This is a genomic window from Elioraea sp. (assembly GCF_022842375.1).
GTDB lineage: Bacteria > Pseudomonadota > Alphaproteobacteria > Acetobacterales > Acetobacteraceae > Elioraea_A.
In genome coordinates this window covers 118,390-133,648 of record NZ_JALHPR010000012.1, presented here as the reverse complement: position 1 = coordinate 133,648, position 15,259 = coordinate 118,390, and the positions used below count along the sequence as shown (strand labels likewise).

The window sequence follows — 15,259 nt, the reverse complement described above, 5'->3', positions numbered from 1 at the left end:
GGGGCGATGGGGACGCCGGTGCGTGTCGGTGCCTCGGCTGGCGGCTCCGGCCGCGCCGGTTCCCGGCCCGCCGCCCCCGCCACGCCGAGGGCAGCCGCGCGCGCCTGGGTGGAGAGTTCGTCGGGCATGGCGGGCGGCGGCGGGCTGAGCGGCTCGGCGGTGATGGCCGATGGCTGCGGCAGGGCGCGCGTTGATTCCGGGACGGATGACGGGGGCTGGTCCGGCGCTGCCACCGGCTCTGGGGCGCGGGACGGGGCGCCGGCGATCGGCGGCGGTGCGACGGCGCCGGGGGGCGGTGGCTGCTGTTCCTCGGCACCGAAGACCATGCCGCCCTGGGGCCCCATCTCGCTCGCGGCGTTCGCCGCAGGCTGCGGCTGGGCGGGGGAAGGGGCCGCGCGAGCGACGGTCGGGACGACAGGCTGCCCGACATAGCGGGCATTGGCACGGTCGGCGACCAGCGACTCGGCGAGGGCCTGGCGCGCTTCCGGCGGCGTCGTCGCTGGGCGGGCAGGGACGGAACCAAGGTTGGGGTATGGGGCGCCTTCTCCGGGAACGGCGGGCAGCGTCGACGTCGGCGCACGCCCGGCCGCGATGCGCGCCCGCTCGATCGGGTCGGCCCTGCTGCATGCGCCGACGGCAACGGCTGCCAGCAGAAGAGCGGCCCCGAACCGCAAGCCCCTCGCTTGATCGACCCCTCGCCGCACACTAGGGTCGCCACCCAACAGGTTGACCATCATCGCGTGCTGCGCCGCATCATGCGCGGTTCCGTTTCCAGAGAGGGTGTCTTCCATGGCCGACGACAAGGCCGGTCAGGCCTTCAAGATGCCAGACCCAGCGATGATGAGCCGAAACATGGCCGACATCGCAAGCCGCAGCCAGCGGATCGTGATGGAGTTCCTGCGCCGCCAGGGCGATGACGGGATGCCCGGCCTCGACCCGATGAACATCGGCGGCGCCTTCCTGGAAATGACGGCAAAGATGATGGCCAATCCGGCCAAGCTCGTCCAGGCACAGCTGGGCTTCTGGCAGGACTATATGCTGCTCTGGCAGAATACTGCCCGGCGAATGATGGGCGAAACCCCTGATCCCGTCGCTGCACCTGCTGTCGGCGATCGCCGCTTCAAGCACGAGGACTGGCAGGAGAACGAAGTCTTCGACTTCATCAAGCAGAGCTATTTGCTCTCTGCACGGTGGATACAGAATGTCGTCAAGGACGTCGAAGGCCTCGACGACCGCACTGCGCAGAAGGTCGACTTCTATACGCGGCAATTCGTCGACGCGATGGCGCCCTCCAACTTCCTCATGACCAACCCCGAGGTGCTGCGCCGCACCGTCGAGACAGGTGGCGAGAACCTCGTCAGGGGCCTGAACAACCTGCTGTCCGACCTCGAGCGCGGGAAGGGCAACCTGCAGATCCGCATGACGGATTTCGAGGCGTTCAAGGTCGGCGAGAACATCGCGACAACGCCGGGCGCTGTCGTGTTCCAGAACGACTTGATGCAGCTCCTGCAGTTCACGCCGACCACGGAAACAGTGCTGAAGCGGCCACTGCTCATCACGCCGCCCTGGATCAACAAGTACTACATCCTCGACCTTCGCGCGAAGAACAGCTTCATCCGCTGGGCCGTGTCGCAAGGTCACACCGTCTATGTGATCTCATGGGTCAACCCCGATGAGAAGCTCGCCGAGAAGAGCTTCGAGGACTACATGCTCGACGGACCGATCGCGGCACTCGATGCCATCGAGAAGGCAACCGGGGAGCGTGAGATCAATGCCATCGGCTATTGCATCGGCGGCACCCTGACGGCCTGCACGCTCGCCTACATGGCCGCGAGGAAGGATACCCGCATCAAGAGCGCGACGTTCCTCACAACCATGGTCGACTTCGCCGAGGCTGGCGAACTCTCCGTCTTCATCGACGAGGAGCAGATCAAGGCCATGGAAGAGAAGATGGAGAAGCGCGGCTTCCACGAAGGCCACGAGATGGCCGTGACGTTCAACATGCTGCGCGCCAATGACCTCATCTGGTCGTTCGTGGTGAACAACTACCTGCTCGGCCAGGAGCCGTTCCCGTTCGACCTGCTCTACTGGAACGGCGACAGCACGCGCATGCCCGCGCGCATGCACAGCTTCTACCTTCGCCAGATGTACCAGCAGAACAAGCTCATCGAGCCCAACGGCATCGAACTTGCCGGCGTGAAGATCGACCTCCGGAAAATCAACATCCCCGTGTATCTCCTCTCCACGCGCGAGGATCACATCGCGCCGTGGAAGAGCACCTATCGCGGAACCCAGGTCTACAAGGGGCCGACACGCTTCGTGCTCGCCGCATCGGGCCATATCGCAGGCGTGGTCAATCCCCCCGAGGCCGGCAAGTACAGCCACTGGGTCAACACCGAGCTGCCGGCGTCGCCTGATGACTGGTTTGCAGGCGCGACGGAGCTGTCTGGAAGCTGGTGGCCGGATTGGCATCGCTGGGCCACCGGGCTCGCGCCGGAGACGGTACCCGCGCGCAAGCCCGGCAGCGGCAAGCTCAAGGTGATCGAGCCGGCACCGGGCTCCTACGTGAAGCTCATGGCGAACTGAGGCGCCGCGCGCGGACTGTCGCCTCACGACCGGGCGGACGCTACACTTCGTGCGTCGTCGTGACGGCCCCGCCGCTTGCGGTGGGGAAGGGCAGGCATGAGTACCTGGATCGAGATTCTCATCATCGTGCTGCTGATCGGGCTGAACGGGCTGCTCGCGATGGGCGAACTCGCCGTTGTCTCGTCCCGCAAGGCACGGCTCCAGGCGATGGCCCGCAAGGGCGTGCGCGGCGCTGCCGCAGCACTTGCACTCGCCGCGGACCCGCAGCGTTTCCTGCCGACCGTCCAGGTCGGGATCACCCTCGTCGGCGTCCTCGCCGGTGCTTTCGGTGGGGCGACGCTGGCGGCGCGGCTTGGCGTGGTGCTCGACACCATCCCTGTATTCGCGCCGAATGGCGAGGCCTTCGCCTTCGCTCTCGTCGTCGCCCTCATCACCCTCGCGTCGATCGTCCTGGGCGAACTTGTGCCGAAGACGCTGGCGCTCCGCCGACCCGAGGCGCTGGCAGCGACCCTCGCACCGCTCATCACGGTCCTCGCCCGCATCGCGACGCCGGCCGTGTGGCTTCTCAAGACCCTCTCGGGGGCCGTGCTGCGGATGCTCGGCGCGACGGCGCCGCAGGCCAACGCCGTCACCGAGGAGGAGGTGAAGGCGCTGGTGCAGGAGAGTGCCGCTGCCGGCGTGATCGAGCAGGAGGAGCGGCGGATGATCGAGCGCGTCCTGCGCCTGCCCGACCGCTCGGTGCGCGCCGTGATGACGCCGCGGACGGAGGTGGCCTGGCTCGACCGTGCCGATCCGCCTGACCTGATCGTCGCCGAACTCCGCGCGACGCCGCATGCACGCTTCGTCGTCGGCGATGGCAGCCTCGACAACGTCGTCGGCGTTGTCCGTGCGAAGGATCTGCTCGACCAGGTGCTGGGCGGCGAGACGTTGCGGCTTGCGGCAGCACTGCGCCGCCCGCCGGCGCTGCCCGACAGCATGAGCATCCTGGCCGCGCTCGAGATCCTGCGCCACGAACCGCTCGGGCTCGCCCTTGTCGTCGATGAGTACGGCAGCTTCGAGGGCGTCGTGACGGCGTTCGACATGCTACAGGCCATCGTCGGAGGGGTGGCCGATGGCGGTGGCGATGATGCACCGGCCTGCAGCCAGAGGCCGGATGGAAGCTGGCTGATGGATGGGCTCCTGCCTGCCGACGAGGTGCGGACGCGCCTCGGGCTGCCCGACCTGCCTGGCGAGGGCGAGTACAACACGCTCGCCGGGCTGATCCTGACGCTTTCCGGACGCATCCCCTCAGAGGGCGACCAGGTGACGTGGAAGGACCATGTGTTCGAGATCGTCGACATGGATGGTAGGCGGATCGACAAGGTGCTGGTGCACACGAGCCCCGAGACCGTGCCGGACGTATAGGACTCAGCCCAGCAGGCGCCGCATCAGCGCGGCGAACGCAGCACCGGCACGTGCTTCGCCCGGGTGATGCCGGTCGCTGACGATCCACCGCCCCGCCACCATGACGTCGCGCACAAGGCTCTCACCGCCAGCGAACACGAGCGTATCGACAGCCAGCGCAGCCGCCCGCCCTGCGAGCATGGGGGCCGCGCCGTCAAGCACGACGAGATCGGCGCGCCGGCCCGGGGCGATCGCGCCAGATGGCTGCCCGGTCGCCAGCGCACCGGCGGATGCAGCATTCTGCCACAGGAACGTTCCGGACGAGGGTTGTTCCGGTGTTGCGGCCACCGCGCGGCGGAGCGTGACGAGGCGCTGGCTCGCCTCGAGCATCCGAAGCTCTTCCGCCGCGATGACGCCGACATGGCTGTCCGTGCCGATGCCGAACCTGCCGGCCGCGTCGAGATAGGCAGGCAGGGAAAACACACCATCGCCGAGGTTGCCCTCAGTCGTGGGGCAGAGCCCGGCGACCGCGCCTGACGCGGCGAGTGCCGCGATCTCCTCCGGCACGAGATGCGTGGCATGGATCAGGCACCACCGGTCGTCGACCGGCAGGCGGTCGAGGATCAACTGCACCGGCCGCTGGCCTGTCGCTGCGAGGCACTCCGACACCTCGCGCGGCTGCTCGGCGGCGTGGATGTGGATCGGTGCCGTTGCGTCCTCGGATCGGATCGTCTCGACCCAGCGTGCGATGTCGTCCAGCGACGCAGCGCGCAGGCTGTGCGGCGCGAGGCCGACGCGGAGCAGGGGGTCGCGCCGTGCTTCGGCGCGGAATCGGTTGATGCTGCCGGCGAGCGCTTCGTCGTCGAGCACGAAGCGGCGCTGGCCTTCGTTCGCTGGCACACCGAAACCACCCTGCCGGTACAGCGAGGGGAGCAGGGTGAGCGCGATCCCTGCCTCACGCGCAGCGGCGATGATCGACGCTCCCATCTCGCCAGGGTCGGCATAGGGTCTGCCGTCCGTGTCGGCCTGGAGATAGTGGAACTCCGCCACCGACGTGAAGCCGCCCTTCAGCAGGCTGATGTAGAGCTGCGTCGCAATGGTCATGACGTCAGATGGCGTCAGCACCGCGAGGAAGCGGTACATCGTCTCGCGCCACGTCCAGAAATGGTCGTCGCCCGAAGGGCCGCGGCGTTCGGTGAGCCCTGCCATCGCCCGCTGGAAGGCGTGGCTGTGCAGGTTGGCGATGCCCGGCAGCACCGGGCCTGCCAGGCGCGCGGCGTCGCCTGGCGGTGCGCCGATCACGACGTCAGCGATCAGGCCGGCATCATCAAGCGTGATGGTGACATCCGTGGCCCATCCATCGGCCAGCAGGGCAGAGGGGGCGTGAAGCCGGGTCATCGCCCGCGCCGTCGTGCCCGTGCCTCGGCGCGTGCAAAGATCAGCGAGAGCGAGAAGCAGATGAGGAAGTAGAGGCCCGATGTCGTAATCCAGACCTCGAACACGCGGCCCGTGCTCACCGCCACCTCGTTGGCCATGAATGTCAGGTCCTGGATCGAGACGATCGAAACGATGGCACTTTCCTTGACCAGCGCGATGAACTGGGTGCCGAGGGGCGGCAGGCTGCGCGAGATCGCCTGCGGCACGACGATCAGCCGGAGCACCTGCAGACGCGAGAGGCCAAGGCTGCCGCCCGCCTCCCACTGCCCGCGCTCGACCGAGAGGATGCCGGCGCGAAGGATCTCGGCGATGAACGCGCCCTCGAACAACGCAAGGCAGATCGCGCCCGAGACGAAACCCACCAGGAGTTGCGGCGGGCTCGCGATGATCGTGACGATCATCCGTGTCACCGGGCCCATGGTTGCGGTTGCGTTGTCCAGGCCAAGCAGGGGGGTGATCTGGGCCGAGACGAAGAAGTAGAGGATGAACAGAAGCACCAGGGCAGGCGTGTTCCGCACGAGCTCGACATAGGTTCCCCCAGCGAGCCTGAGGAACCTGTCATTCGACAGCCGCATGAGCGCCACGACGAGTCCGATCGGCGCAGCACCCACCATGCCCCAGAAGGCGAGCCTGAGCGTGTTGAACACGCCCAGCAGGAGCAGGTTCGGTACGAGCCCGCGGGCTTCGTCGATCCGCAGCAGGAAGCCCGGAATGAGCGACCAGTTCCAGTTGTATCGGAGCGTTGTCGCTGCCGCCCATGCGACGTAGGCGACACCGCCCGCGATCAGCAGCAGGATTGCCGCATCGGCGAGCGGTGCGCCCCTGCGGCGCCCCCACAGCTCCATTCCGGGCCCGACCCGGCTCAGCGCTGGATCTGATCCTCCCAGTCGAGCCCGTCGAACCAGAAGGCGGCACGATCGGCGAGGAACGTGTCGGTGATCGTGCGCAGCCTGATCCAGTTGTTGAAGAGGTTCAGCGCGTCGACATCGCTCTTGCGCACGGCGAAGGCCGAGATCGCCCGCTGGTAGGGCTCGTCGAACGGCCGGAACAGCACGTCCGGATAGCGCTTCACGCTGTGCGCCGGCAGCGGGATCGAGCCGACCATGGCATGCGCCCTGCCGTTGACGACCTCCTGCAGTGCCGGTGCCTCCTCGTCGAACTGGCGCAGTGTGGCGCGCGGGATGCGCTGCGCGGCGCTGTTCGCCGCGGGCGTGCCGCGGCGGGCGACGATCGTCACGTCGGGCCTGTTGAAGCGATCGAGCGTCGTCCACCCGTCCGCGAGTCGCTTGTTCGCGAAAATGCCGATGCCGGTGTTGTGGTAGGGATCGCTGAAGTTGACGGTCAGGTTCCGCGGGATGGTGACGCTCATCCCGCCGATGATCGCGTCGAACCGCCCGGCGAGCAGGGCAGGGATGATGCCATCCCACGCCGTCGGTACGAGCTCGAGCCTGGCGCTCATGTCGGCGGCAAGCCTGGTCGCGACATCGACCTCGAAGCCGACGAGTTCGCCCGCGCGGTTGCGCATCGCCCACGGCACGAAGGTCGACAGCCCGACGCGGAGCGTGCCGCGCCGCTTGATCTCCTCGATCAGGCTTCCCCCCGCGAGCGTCGCCCGCACATCGCCCTGCGCGCGCGCACTCGGGACGATGCCTCCCGCGAGCAGGGTGCCTCCAGCCGCGGCGCCAAGGACGGGGCCGTTGAGAATGTCGCGTCTGTTCATGTTCGTTCTCCCATGGTGTCGTTCCGTCATGTCGGTGTGCCGAGCCGGCGCTCAAGTGCCTGGGCGCCAAGTGACAGCGGCGTGGTGATGAGCAGGTAGAGCACGGCAACGGTGAGCCAGATCTCGAAGGTCATGAACGTGTCGCTGATGATGTTGCGGCCTTCGGTGGTCAGGTCGAATACCGCGATCACGCTGACGATGGCAGAGGCCTTCACGAGCGACACGGCGCGGCCGGCGAGTGCGGGAAGGGCGATGCGCAAGGCCTGCGGCAGCACCACGAAGCGGTAGCACCTGCCCTCGCTCAGGCCCAGCGCGGCAGCGCTTTCCCAATGCCCGCGCGGCACCGCCAGCACCGCCCCGCGCATCGCCTCGCTCATCGAGGCGCCCTCGAACAGGGCAAGCGCGAGTACCGCGACCCACCACCGCGACATGCCGACGATGGGGGCGAGCACGAAATAGAACAGGTAGATCTGGATCAGCAGCGGCGTATTGCGGATCAGCTCGAGATAGCCGCGCGCCACGGCCTGGCCCACCGTCGTCCCGCGCAGGCGCGCCAGCGCCGCGATCAGCCCGAACAGGAACGAGAGGACCAACGCAACGGCAGAGATTTCGATCGTGACGGCGAGGCCCTTCAGCAGCGGGCCGGCAAAGAACGCTCCCTCGAAGCTCTGGCCGAGGTAGCGCGGCACGCGGTGCCACTGCCAGTTGTAGCCGAAGCTCGTCGCTCCATTGACGATGAGCCAGAGCATGCCGCCGGCGAGAACGACCAGGCGAAGCGCCTCGCCCGTGGGGGTGCGCAGCATCGTGAGGGCACGCCCCATCAACAGGAAGCTCCAGCGCCTTGGCGCGTTCGTTGCGTTGCAACAAACTGTTGCCGTCGGGTCGAGGCAAGTCAATGATCACGTCGTGAACGGGGGTACGGTCTTTTGCGATATCGATCTTGCAGCGCGCGGTCGGAGCATCGGCGCGTTCAGGCTCGTCCACTCCGATGATCGGCATGCCTTCGGCCACGTTCCCGTCCCCGTCGGCGTGCTCGCGGGTGGTGAGGGGCCGACGGTGCTGCTCGCTGCCGGAAACCACGGCGACGAGTATGAAGGCCAGGCGATCCTGCTCGACCTTCTGCACCGGCTCGATCCCGCATCGCTGCGCGGGCGGATCATCATCCTGCCGGCGCTGAACCGCCCCGCGGTCGCGGCCTCGGCGCGCGTCTCGCCGCTCGATGGCGGCAACCTGAACCGGGCGTTCCTCGGCGGCCTGCCTGCGGGGCCGACGCGCGCGGTCGCCACGATCGTCGAGGCGCTGCTGCCATCATGTGCGCTCGCGGCCGACCTTCACTCCGGCGGATCGACCGCGATCTACGCCGATGCCGCGCTGGCCACGCGCACCGATGATCGGGCGCTGTTCGCAGCCAACCTCGCTGCGGCGCGGGTGACAGGCTTGCCGCTGATCCAGATCCTCGGCGGCACTTCGACGGGCCACAGCCTCAACAGCGCTGCCGCCGCTGCATCCGTGCCGATGGTGGCGATGGAACTCGGCGGTGGTGGCCGGGCGGATCGCCAGTCCCTCGCACGCGGCCGCGCCGCCGTGATGAACCTGCTCGTCCATGCCGGCGTTCTCGATGGCCCCCGCGGCCCGGGGGCGCCGCAGCGCATCGTGGCCGTCGCAGGGCCGCGCGCCGCCGTCGTCGTGCCCGCCGATGGTGTGCTGGAGCCGATGGTCTCGCCGTGCGACAGCGTCGCCCCTGGCGATGCGGTCGCTGTTCTGCATCACTGGCGTGAACCCGCCCGCCCACCCGTGACGCTGCGCGCCGTGGTGGGGGGAGCCGTTCTCGCGGTCGCCGCGCGCGGTCGTGTCGAACCTGGCGACCATGCCGCCCTGATTGCCGAGGATGTCGAGGAGGATCTGTGACCGACGCAACGAACCCAGCCTGGATCAGGCTCGTGCCCTACGGTGAGAGCACCGGCTACCTCCGCATGCTGTATGATCGCGTGAAGGGGCCTGACGATCGCGTCGACAACGTGATGCGCGCGCACTCGCTTCGCCCGCACACGATGGAGGGGCACAGCGCCCTCTACAAGTCGGTGTTGCACCACGCCGACAACGTCACGCCTGTCTGGTTCCTCGAGGCGCTCGGCGTGTACACGAGCCTTGCCAATGCGTGCGACTATTCGGTCGCGCATCATTACGCCGGCCTCTGTCGGCTGGTGGGCGAGGAGCGTGGGCGGGTGATTTTTGCTGCGCTCTCCGCCGCACGGCCCGAGGATGCGTTCGCGGGCAAGGAACTCGCGCTGCTGCGTTACGTGCGCAAACTCACGCTCACGCCGCAGGCGATGGAGGCAGCCGACATCGCCACGCTCCGCTCCGCCGGGGCGGAGGATGGCGAGATCCTCGAGGCCAACCAGGTCTCTGCCTATTTCAACTACTCCAACCGCCTGCTCAACGGCCTTGGTGTGACCACGGCCGGCGACGTGCTCGGCCTCTCGCCCCCGAACACCAAGACGCTCGATGACTGGGAGCATGCATGACCGCTCCGCGGATCCTGTTCCCGGGCTTTCCCTTCCCGGAGGAGGGGGACGGCGTCGAGCGGGCGATCTTCGGGCCCGATGCCGTGCTCGACTATGCCCGGGTCGAAACGCCGGATGAGATCGCCGAGGAGCGGTGGCGTTCGGCCGATGCGGTCATGCTGTTCCGGTTCCGACTTGATGCAGCGCGGATCGCCCTGCTCGAGCAGTGCCGCATCGTGGTGCGCTATGGCGTCGGCGTTGACCGGGTGGACCGGATCGCGCTCGCCTCTCGCGGCATCCCGCTCTGCAACACGCCCGATTACGGCACGACCGAGGTGGCCGATCACGCCGTGTCGATGATCCTCGCACTCCGCCGAGGCCTCGTTGCCTATGACGGCGCGCTGCGGGCCGACCTTCGACGCAACTGGGGATGGGAGACGGCGGGCGGACTGCGGCGGATGGGCGCGCAGCGTGCGGCGATCGTCGGGCTGGGGCGCATCGGCACCGCGGTCGCGCTCAGGCTCAAGGCCTTCGGCGTCGATGTCGTGTTCCACGACCCCTACCTGCCCCAGGGTGTCGACCGCGCGCTCGGCCTCAGGCGCGCCGAGACGCTCGCAGAGGCGCTCGATGGTGCCGACATCCTCACCATCCACGCGCCGTTGACGCGGCGAACGAAGGGCCTGATCGATGCCGCGTCACTTGCCCGGCTCGCGCCAGGTGCCGTCGTCGTCAACACCGCACGCGGCGGTATTCTTGACCTTGATGCACTTGCCGCTGCGCTCGCCGCCGGTCACGTGCAGGCAGCAGGGCTCGACGTGCTGGCGGAGGAACCGCCAGACCCGGCGCATCCACTGATCGCCGCCTGGATCGCGGGGAACCCTGCGGTCGCCGGCAGGTTGATCATCACGCCGCACGCCGCATTCCACTCGCCCGAGGCGCAGGCCGACATGCGGCGGAAGGCGGCCGAGACCGCGGCGCTCTATCTCCGCGAAGGAAAACTCCGCAACGTCTACCCTCCGGATGCGCTCTAGCCGATGATGCGCGGGAGGCCTTGATTGGCGAAGGATCGCAGAATGGATGGCTTCCCGGCAGAACCACCTGGTCGCCCACCCCTGTGGCGCCCCGACTTCACCTTGATCGAGAAGCCGGAGCTCGACGCGCTGACCGGCGCCGAGTGGCGGCTGATCGAGGCGCAGCGCAAGGCGTACATGCAGGGGCGCCAGGCAGAGCTCGTGCTCGGCCTGTTCGAGGCGGCACGCGGCGATGCGAGCTTCGGCTACGCGCTGTCGATGTATGCGCACGGGCTCCAGGCGGCGACGATGGCGATGCAGTCGGGCGCAGACGAGGAGTTCGTCGTCGTGGCACTGCTGCACGATATCGGCTTCACCATGGCGGGTCCGAGCCATGGCGAGTTCGCCGCAGCCCTCCTGCGCCCCTACATCTCCGAGCGCAACCGCTGGGTGCTCGAGATGCACCAGGTGTTCCAGACCCACCATGCGCATGACCACCCGCATTTCGACAGCCACGAGCGTGAGCGGTTCGACGGGCACCCCTTCTTCGCCGACGCCGCCGATTTCGTTGCGCGGTTCGACCAGAACGCGATCGACCCGCACTATCCGACCCTGCCCATCGAGGCCTTCGCGCCGATGGTCAGGCGGCTGTTCGCCAAGCCTCCCGGCAGGCGCTTCCAAGGGCCGGTGATCACACCATGAGCATTCCGATGTCCTGGCGGTCAAAGCGGCTTGCGGGCCTCGCCCCACCGATGCGGGCCGGCGGCGCGCCATCCGGCGTCGCACCACGCGCGCGGCTTCACCTCAACGAAAGCCCCTGGGGGCCGAGCCCGCGCGCGATCGCCGCGGCAGCCGAGGCGGCGGCGGGCGTGAACCGCTATCCGCCTGGCGAGGGTGGGCCGCTCGTCGCAGCGCTCGCTGCCCGTTCCGGCGTCGATCCTGGCCGGATCATCCTGGCCGCCGGGTCCGACCTCATCCTCCACTACGCCTGCATGATCGCACTCGACCCGGAGCGATCCTGCGTGTTCCCGCGACCGTCCTTCCCGCGCTACCGGCTCTCGACGGCAATTGCCGGTGCACGCGCGATTCCTGTTGAGGTCGGGCCGGACGGTGCGAACGACGTTGCCGCGATGCTGGCAGCGATCACCCCAGATACGGGCCTTGTTTTCGCCTGCACGCCGAACGGCAACACCGGTGGCATGCTCGACGAGGCAGCACTCGCGGCTCTTGCAACGGGCGTTCCCGACACCGTCCTGCTCTGCGTCGACGAAGCCTATGCCGAGTTCGGCCGCGCTGCCGGCGGGCCGGATGCGGTGGCCGTCCTGGCCGCGCACCGCAATGGCCCCTGGATCGTCTCGCGCACCTTCTCCAAGGCGTTCGCGCTCGCCGGCGCGCGGCTCGGCTACGGCGTGTGCTCGGGCGAGGACATCGTCGAGGCGATCGGTTCGGTGCGCCCGATCTTCGAGGTCTCCGCCATGTCGGTCGCGATGGCGCACGCTTCCCTCGATGACGCAGTGCATCTGGCCACCATCATCGATGGTACGGCGGCTGGGCGGGCCCAGCTCGCCGCAGGCCTCCGCAACCTCGGCTTCTCCCCCTGGCCGTCCTTCGCGAATTTCGTTTCGGCCGATATCGGCCGCCCCGCAGAGCCGGTGATCGCGGCGATGGCCGCGCGCGGCGTTCTCGCCCGCGGCTTCCGCGAGCCTGCGGGCTATGACACGGCGCTGCGCATCTCCGTCGGCACGGCGGCGGAGAACGCGCTCGCCCTCGAAACCCTTGCCGCAGCGCTCGCGGCCAACGCCCGTACCGCTGAGGAGACCCTCGCATGAGCTATGCAACGGCCCGGTCCGTCGATTTCGGCGAGATCCCGGTGATCGACCTCGCCGGCCTGTCGATGCAGGGCGAGGCGGGTCTTGCGGCGATCGGGGCTGCGATCAGGCGGGCGGCGACGGAGGTCGGCTTCTTCTACATCGCCAACCACGGCGTGCCGCAGCCGGTGATTGACGAAGCCTTCAGCGAGGCGCGCGGCTTCTTCCGCAGCCCGGGCGCGGTGAAGGAGACAGCGCGGGTCAACGCGCTGCACCGAGGCTGGCTCGCACCAGGTGGCGCGGTGATGGACGGCGCAAAGCGGCCCGATCTGAAGGAAAGCTTCATCTTCGGCCTCGACCTGCCGACGACCGACGAGGATGTGCTGGCCGGCAAGCCGCTGATGGGCCCGAACATCTGGCCGCCGTCCATCCCATCCTTCCGCGTGGCAATGGATGCGTACTACGCCGCCGTGCTTGCCTGCGGCCAGCGCCTGCTGCGCGGCTTTGCCGCGGCACTCGATCTGCCACCGGATCATTTTGCGGCCGCATATCGCAAGCCGCTCGCCCGCGGCAGTGCCATCTGGTATCCGCCGCAGCCGCCCGAGCTCGGCGAGAGCCAGTTCGGTGTCTCGGCGCATTCGGATTACGGCTGCATCACCATCCTTGCGCAGGACGATACGGGCGGGCTCCAGGTCCAGAACCGGGCAGGGGAGTGGATCGCAGCCCCACCCATCCCGGGAACCTATGTCATCAACATCGGTGACCTGATGGCGCGCTGGACGAATGACCTCTTCGTCTCGACACCGCATCGCGTGGTGAACAGCAGCGGGCGCGAGCGTCAGTCGATCGCCGTGTTCTACGATCCGCACCCGGACACCGAGGTTGCCGTGCTGCCGAGCTGCGTCGCTCCGGGTGCGGCGCCGGCCTATGAGCCGACGACGTGTGGGGCTCATATCCTCGGCCGCTTCGCCCGCAGCTTCGCCTACCGCAAGGACCCCCAGCCGGCGAGCTAGAATGCCAGCGGCGTGCCCAGTTTCGCCGCGAACCAGGCTTCCGTCGCGGCACGACACCGCGCGAGGGCAGGGGCGACCGAGGGATGCGCCGCAAGCGCTGCCTCGAAGCCCTCGATCACGGATGGCATCGCGAGGGTGTGGCCGAAGGCCGCCGCCATGCCTCTGCCGAGCATGAAGGTTGCCGGATAGCCGCAATCAGCCAGCGTGAGCATGGCCCCGCCAAGCAGCGGGGCGGGCGCGGCGATGCGGGCGAGCTCTGCCAGCCTTGCTTCGAACAGCGCGAGGTTCGCGCCGACGATGCTGCCATCCCGCGACGACGGCGCAACCTGGCCGAACAGCGCGCGCAGCGGCGGCTCGAGCCTGCTGTCATGGAACCGCGAAAGCTGGCGCAGCCGCGCGCGTGATGCCGCATCGCCCGGCAGCATCGCCGGCGCGGGCCAAGCCTCGTCGAGATACTCGACGATCGCCTCGCTCTCGCTCAGCACCAGGTCGCCGATCACCAGGGCAGGGATCGTGCCCGTCGGCACGATGGCGCGATACGCGGCGCTGCCGTAGCCATCGGGTGGCATGCGCTCCTCGCAGGCGATCGACTTGTGCGCGAGAACGATGCGCACCTTGCAGCAATAGCCGGAGACATCGTTGCTGTAGAGCACCGGTTCAGCCATGCACGCGCTCTCCCTCCCGCCCGGCCGCCCAGTGCGCCAGCGCTGCACCTTCGACCTGCCCCTCGATGGCCGCGGCAAGGCCGAGCGCAATCAACGGCGCGAGCTTGAAGCCATGGCCGGAACAGGCGGAGACGACCCAGCCCCGCTCCCCCACCCGGCGCACGACGAAGCGGTCCTCATGCGCCATCGTGTAGTGGCAGTGCCTGACCGCGGCGATGCGGTAGGCACCGAAATCCGCGATCGCCCGCGCCCCGGCATCGAGCAATGCCGCGACCCTGTCGGCGCGGAGCGTCGCATGATCGGCGCCCATGTCGGCCTCGGCCGTCGTGTCGTAGTCGCCGATCTTGAGCCGCGCCCCCTGCCGCGGCGGCAGCACGTAGACGCCGCCGGTCGGGTGACCGGAGAGCCTGTTGAGCAGCATCGGCCCTGCCTGCCATGCAGCCGCGAGATGCGGGGGCGGGTCGAGGTAGGCGAGCGTCTGCACCGATGCGCGCAGACCCCAGTCGCGCGCAAGACCCGGCAGCAGCGACGTCACACCCGTCCCCGCGGCGATGACGAGCGCATCGGCGCCGATCGTCTCCCCGCCGCAGAGGGTGACGATGCCCTTCGCGGGATCGATACCCGCGACCTCCACCCCCTCGCGGAGCTGCACGCCCGACCTGCGCAGGAGCGCGAGAAGATCATCGAGGATCGCGCGCGCCTGGAGGATGCCCGACCCCTCGACCTCGGCGACGCGCAGCACGCCGTCACGGTTCAGCATCGGCAACGCGGCGATGGCGCTGTCGTCGAGCAGCGCCAGGCGCAGTCCCGCTGCGTCGAGGGCGCGCTGTGCCGTTGCCTGCCATGGCCCTTCCTCGCGCAGCACGTAGAGGGCACGCACCGGCAGCAGCCGGTCATGCCCGGTTGCGGCGAACAGCCGCGCCCACGCCAGGTGGGCTGCCGGCATCAACGCCGCGTAGCCCTCCATCGTTCCATAGACGTGGCGGATGATGCGCCCATCATCGGCCGAGCTGCCATGCGGGTTCGGCAGCGCGTGCGTGTCGAGCACCGACACCTCGAAACCTGCCCGCGCCAGCGCCCAGGCTGACGTGAGCCCCGCGATGCCACCGCCGATCACGGTGGCGCGCCCCGCG

Annotated in this window: 14 protein-coding genes and 1 pseudogene; 8 read left to right on the top strand and 7 right to left on the bottom strand. The window is 68.7% G+C overall.

The window, feature by feature from the left end:
* A pseudogene (locus tag Q0C38_RS12380) lies at positions 1-674 on the bottom strand (hypothetical protein); the annotation flags it as partial.
* A 115-nt stretch (positions 675-789) separates the two neighbouring features.
* Between Q0C38_RS12380 and Q0C38_RS12375 the strand changes: the two are divergent.
* Together Q0C38_RS12375 and Q0C38_RS12370 are read left to right on the top strand one after the other, a co-directional pair.
* Positions 790-2,586: an alpha/beta hydrolase gene (locus Q0C38_RS12375; RefSeq protein ID WP_291297407.1), complete on the top strand. Its 1,797-nt coding sequence runs from the start codon at positions 790-792 to the stop codon at positions 2,584-2,586.
* Positions 2,587-2,682: 96 nt separating this feature from the next.
* On the top strand, positions 2,683-3,990 hold the full coding sequence (locus tag Q0C38_RS12370; RefSeq protein ID WP_291297406.1) for a hemolysin family protein: 1,308 nt from the start codon (positions 2,683-2,685) through the stop codon (positions 3,988-3,990).
* A gap of 3 nt (positions 3,991-3,993) precedes the next feature.
* Here Q0C38_RS12370 and Q0C38_RS12365 read toward each other — a convergent pair whose 3' ends face one another.
* Genes Q0C38_RS12365 through Q0C38_RS12350 form a run of 4 tightly spaced genes read right to left on the bottom strand, consistent with a single transcriptional unit; the run spans position 3,994 to position 7,947 of the window.
* Positions 3,994-5,367, bottom strand: a complete 1,374-nt coding sequence (locus Q0C38_RS12365) for a formimidoylglutamate deiminase (protein ID WP_291297405.1) — start codon at positions 5,365-5,367, stop codon at positions 3,994-3,996.
* On the bottom strand, positions 5,364-6,251 hold the full coding sequence (locus Q0C38_RS12360) for an amino acid ABC transporter permease (RefSeq protein WP_291297404.1): 888 nt from the start codon (positions 6,249-6,251) through the stop codon (positions 5,364-5,366). The genes Q0C38_RS12365 and Q0C38_RS12360 overlap by 4 nt, the downstream gene beginning before the upstream one ends.
* Positions 6,252-6,268: 17 nt before the next feature.
* Entirely contained in the window at positions 6,269-7,126 is an 858-nt protein-coding gene (locus tag Q0C38_RS12355) for a transporter substrate-binding domain-containing protein (protein ID WP_291297403.1), read from the bottom strand.
* A 26-nt stretch (positions 7,127-7,152) separates the two neighbouring features.
* Entirely contained in the window at positions 7,153-7,947 is a 795-nt protein-coding gene (locus Q0C38_RS12350; RefSeq protein ID WP_291297402.1) for an amino acid ABC transporter permease, read from the bottom strand.
* An 85-nt stretch (positions 7,948-8,032) separates the two neighbouring features.
* Here Q0C38_RS12350 and Q0C38_RS12345 point away from each other — a divergent pair, with 85 nt between their 5' ends.
* From Q0C38_RS12345 to Q0C38_RS12320, 6 genes are read left to right on the top strand one after another with little or no spacing between them, the layout of a single operon-like run.
* A complete protein-coding gene (locus tag Q0C38_RS12345) occupies positions 8,033-9,034 on the top strand; it encodes a succinylglutamate desuccinylase/aspartoacylase family protein (protein ID WP_291297401.1) in 1,002 nt (333 codons plus the stop codon).
* Positions 9,031-9,651, top strand: a complete 621-nt coding sequence (locus tag Q0C38_RS12340; RefSeq protein WP_291297400.1) for a carboxymuconolactone decarboxylase family protein — start codon at positions 9,031-9,033, stop codon at positions 9,649-9,651. Before Q0C38_RS12345 ends, Q0C38_RS12340 begins: the two co-directional genes overlap by 4 nt.
* Positions 9,648-10,661 carry a C-terminal binding protein gene (locus Q0C38_RS12335; protein ID WP_291297399.1) on the top strand — a complete coding sequence of 338 codons (1,014 nt, stop codon included), beginning with the start codon at positions 9,648-9,650 and terminating at the stop codon, positions 10,659-10,661. The genes Q0C38_RS12340 and Q0C38_RS12335 overlap by 4 nt, the downstream gene beginning before the upstream one ends.
* Positions 10,662-10,703: 42 nt before the next feature.
* Positions 10,704-11,342, top strand: a complete 639-nt coding sequence (locus Q0C38_RS12330; protein ID WP_291297398.1) for a hypothetical protein — start codon at positions 10,704-10,706, stop codon at positions 11,340-11,342.
* On the top strand, positions 11,339-12,469 hold the full coding sequence (locus tag Q0C38_RS12325; protein WP_291297397.1) for a histidinol-phosphate transaminase: 1,131 nt from the start codon (positions 11,339-11,341) through the stop codon (positions 12,467-12,469). The genes Q0C38_RS12330 and Q0C38_RS12325 overlap by 4 nt, the downstream gene beginning before the upstream one ends.
* Complete coding sequence (locus tag Q0C38_RS12320) at positions 12,466-13,461, top strand: isopenicillin N synthase family oxygenase (protein WP_291297396.1); 996 nt, start codon at positions 12,466-12,468, stop codon at positions 13,459-13,461. The genes Q0C38_RS12325 and Q0C38_RS12320 overlap by 4 nt, the downstream gene beginning before the upstream one ends.
* On the opposite strand, the gene Q0C38_RS12315 is transcribed toward Q0C38_RS12320, so the two are convergent.
* Both Q0C38_RS12315 and Q0C38_RS12310 read right to left on the bottom strand, forming a co-directional pair.
* Entirely contained in the window at positions 13,458-14,126 is a 669-nt protein-coding gene (locus Q0C38_RS12315; RefSeq protein ID WP_291297395.1) for a glutathione S-transferase family protein, read from the bottom strand. The genes Q0C38_RS12320 and Q0C38_RS12315 overlap by 4 nt on opposite strands.
* On the bottom strand, positions 14,119-15,243 hold the full coding sequence (locus tag Q0C38_RS12310; RefSeq protein ID WP_291297394.1) for an FAD-binding oxidoreductase: 1,125 nt from the start codon (positions 15,241-15,243) through the stop codon (positions 14,119-14,121). Before Q0C38_RS12310 ends, Q0C38_RS12315 begins: the two co-directional genes overlap by 8 nt.
* Positions 15,244-15,259 lie beyond the last annotated feature (16 nt).

Bases quoted from the DNA above. Each gene is read 5' to 3' on its own strand.
- Q0C38_RS12375 (WP_291297407.1), top strand. From the start codon at position 790: ATGGCCGACGACAAGGCCGGTCAGGCCTTCAAGATGCCAGACCCAGCG.
- Q0C38_RS12370 (WP_291297406.1), top strand. From the start codon at position 2,683: ATGAGTACCTGGATCGAGATTCTCATCATCGTGCTGCTGATCGGGCTG.
- Q0C38_RS12365 (WP_291297405.1), bottom strand. From the start codon at position 5,367: ATGACCCGGCTTCACGCCCCCTCTGCCCTGCTGGCCGATGGATGGGCC.
- Q0C38_RS12360 (WP_291297404.1), bottom strand. From the start codon at position 6,251: ATGGAGCTGTGGGGGCGCCGCAGGGGCGCACCGCTCGCCGATGCGGCA.
- Q0C38_RS12355 (WP_291297403.1), bottom strand. From the start codon at position 7,126: ATGAACAGACGCGACATTCTCAACGGCCCCGTCCTTGGCGCCGCGGCT.
- Q0C38_RS12350 (WP_291297402.1), bottom strand. From the start codon at position 7,947: ATGGGGCGTGCCCTCACGATGCTGCGCACCCCCACGGGCGAGGCGCTT.
- Q0C38_RS12335 (WP_291297399.1), top strand. From the start codon at position 9,648: ATGACCGCTCCGCGGATCCTGTTCCCGGGCTTTCCCTTCCCGGAGGAG.
- Q0C38_RS12330 (WP_291297398.1), top strand. From the start codon at position 10,704: ATGGATGGCTTCCCGGCAGAACCACCTGGTCGCCCACCCCTGTGGCGC.
- Q0C38_RS12325 (WP_291297397.1), top strand. From the start codon at position 11,339: ATGAGCATTCCGATGTCCTGGCGGTCAAAGCGGCTTGCGGGCCTCGCC.
- Q0C38_RS12320 (WP_291297396.1), top strand. From the start codon at position 12,466: ATGAGCTATGCAACGGCCCGGTCCGTCGATTTCGGCGAGATCCCGGTG.
- Q0C38_RS12315 (WP_291297395.1), bottom strand. From the start codon at position 14,126: ATGGCTGAACCGGTGCTCTACAGCAACGATGTCTCCGGCTATTGCTGC.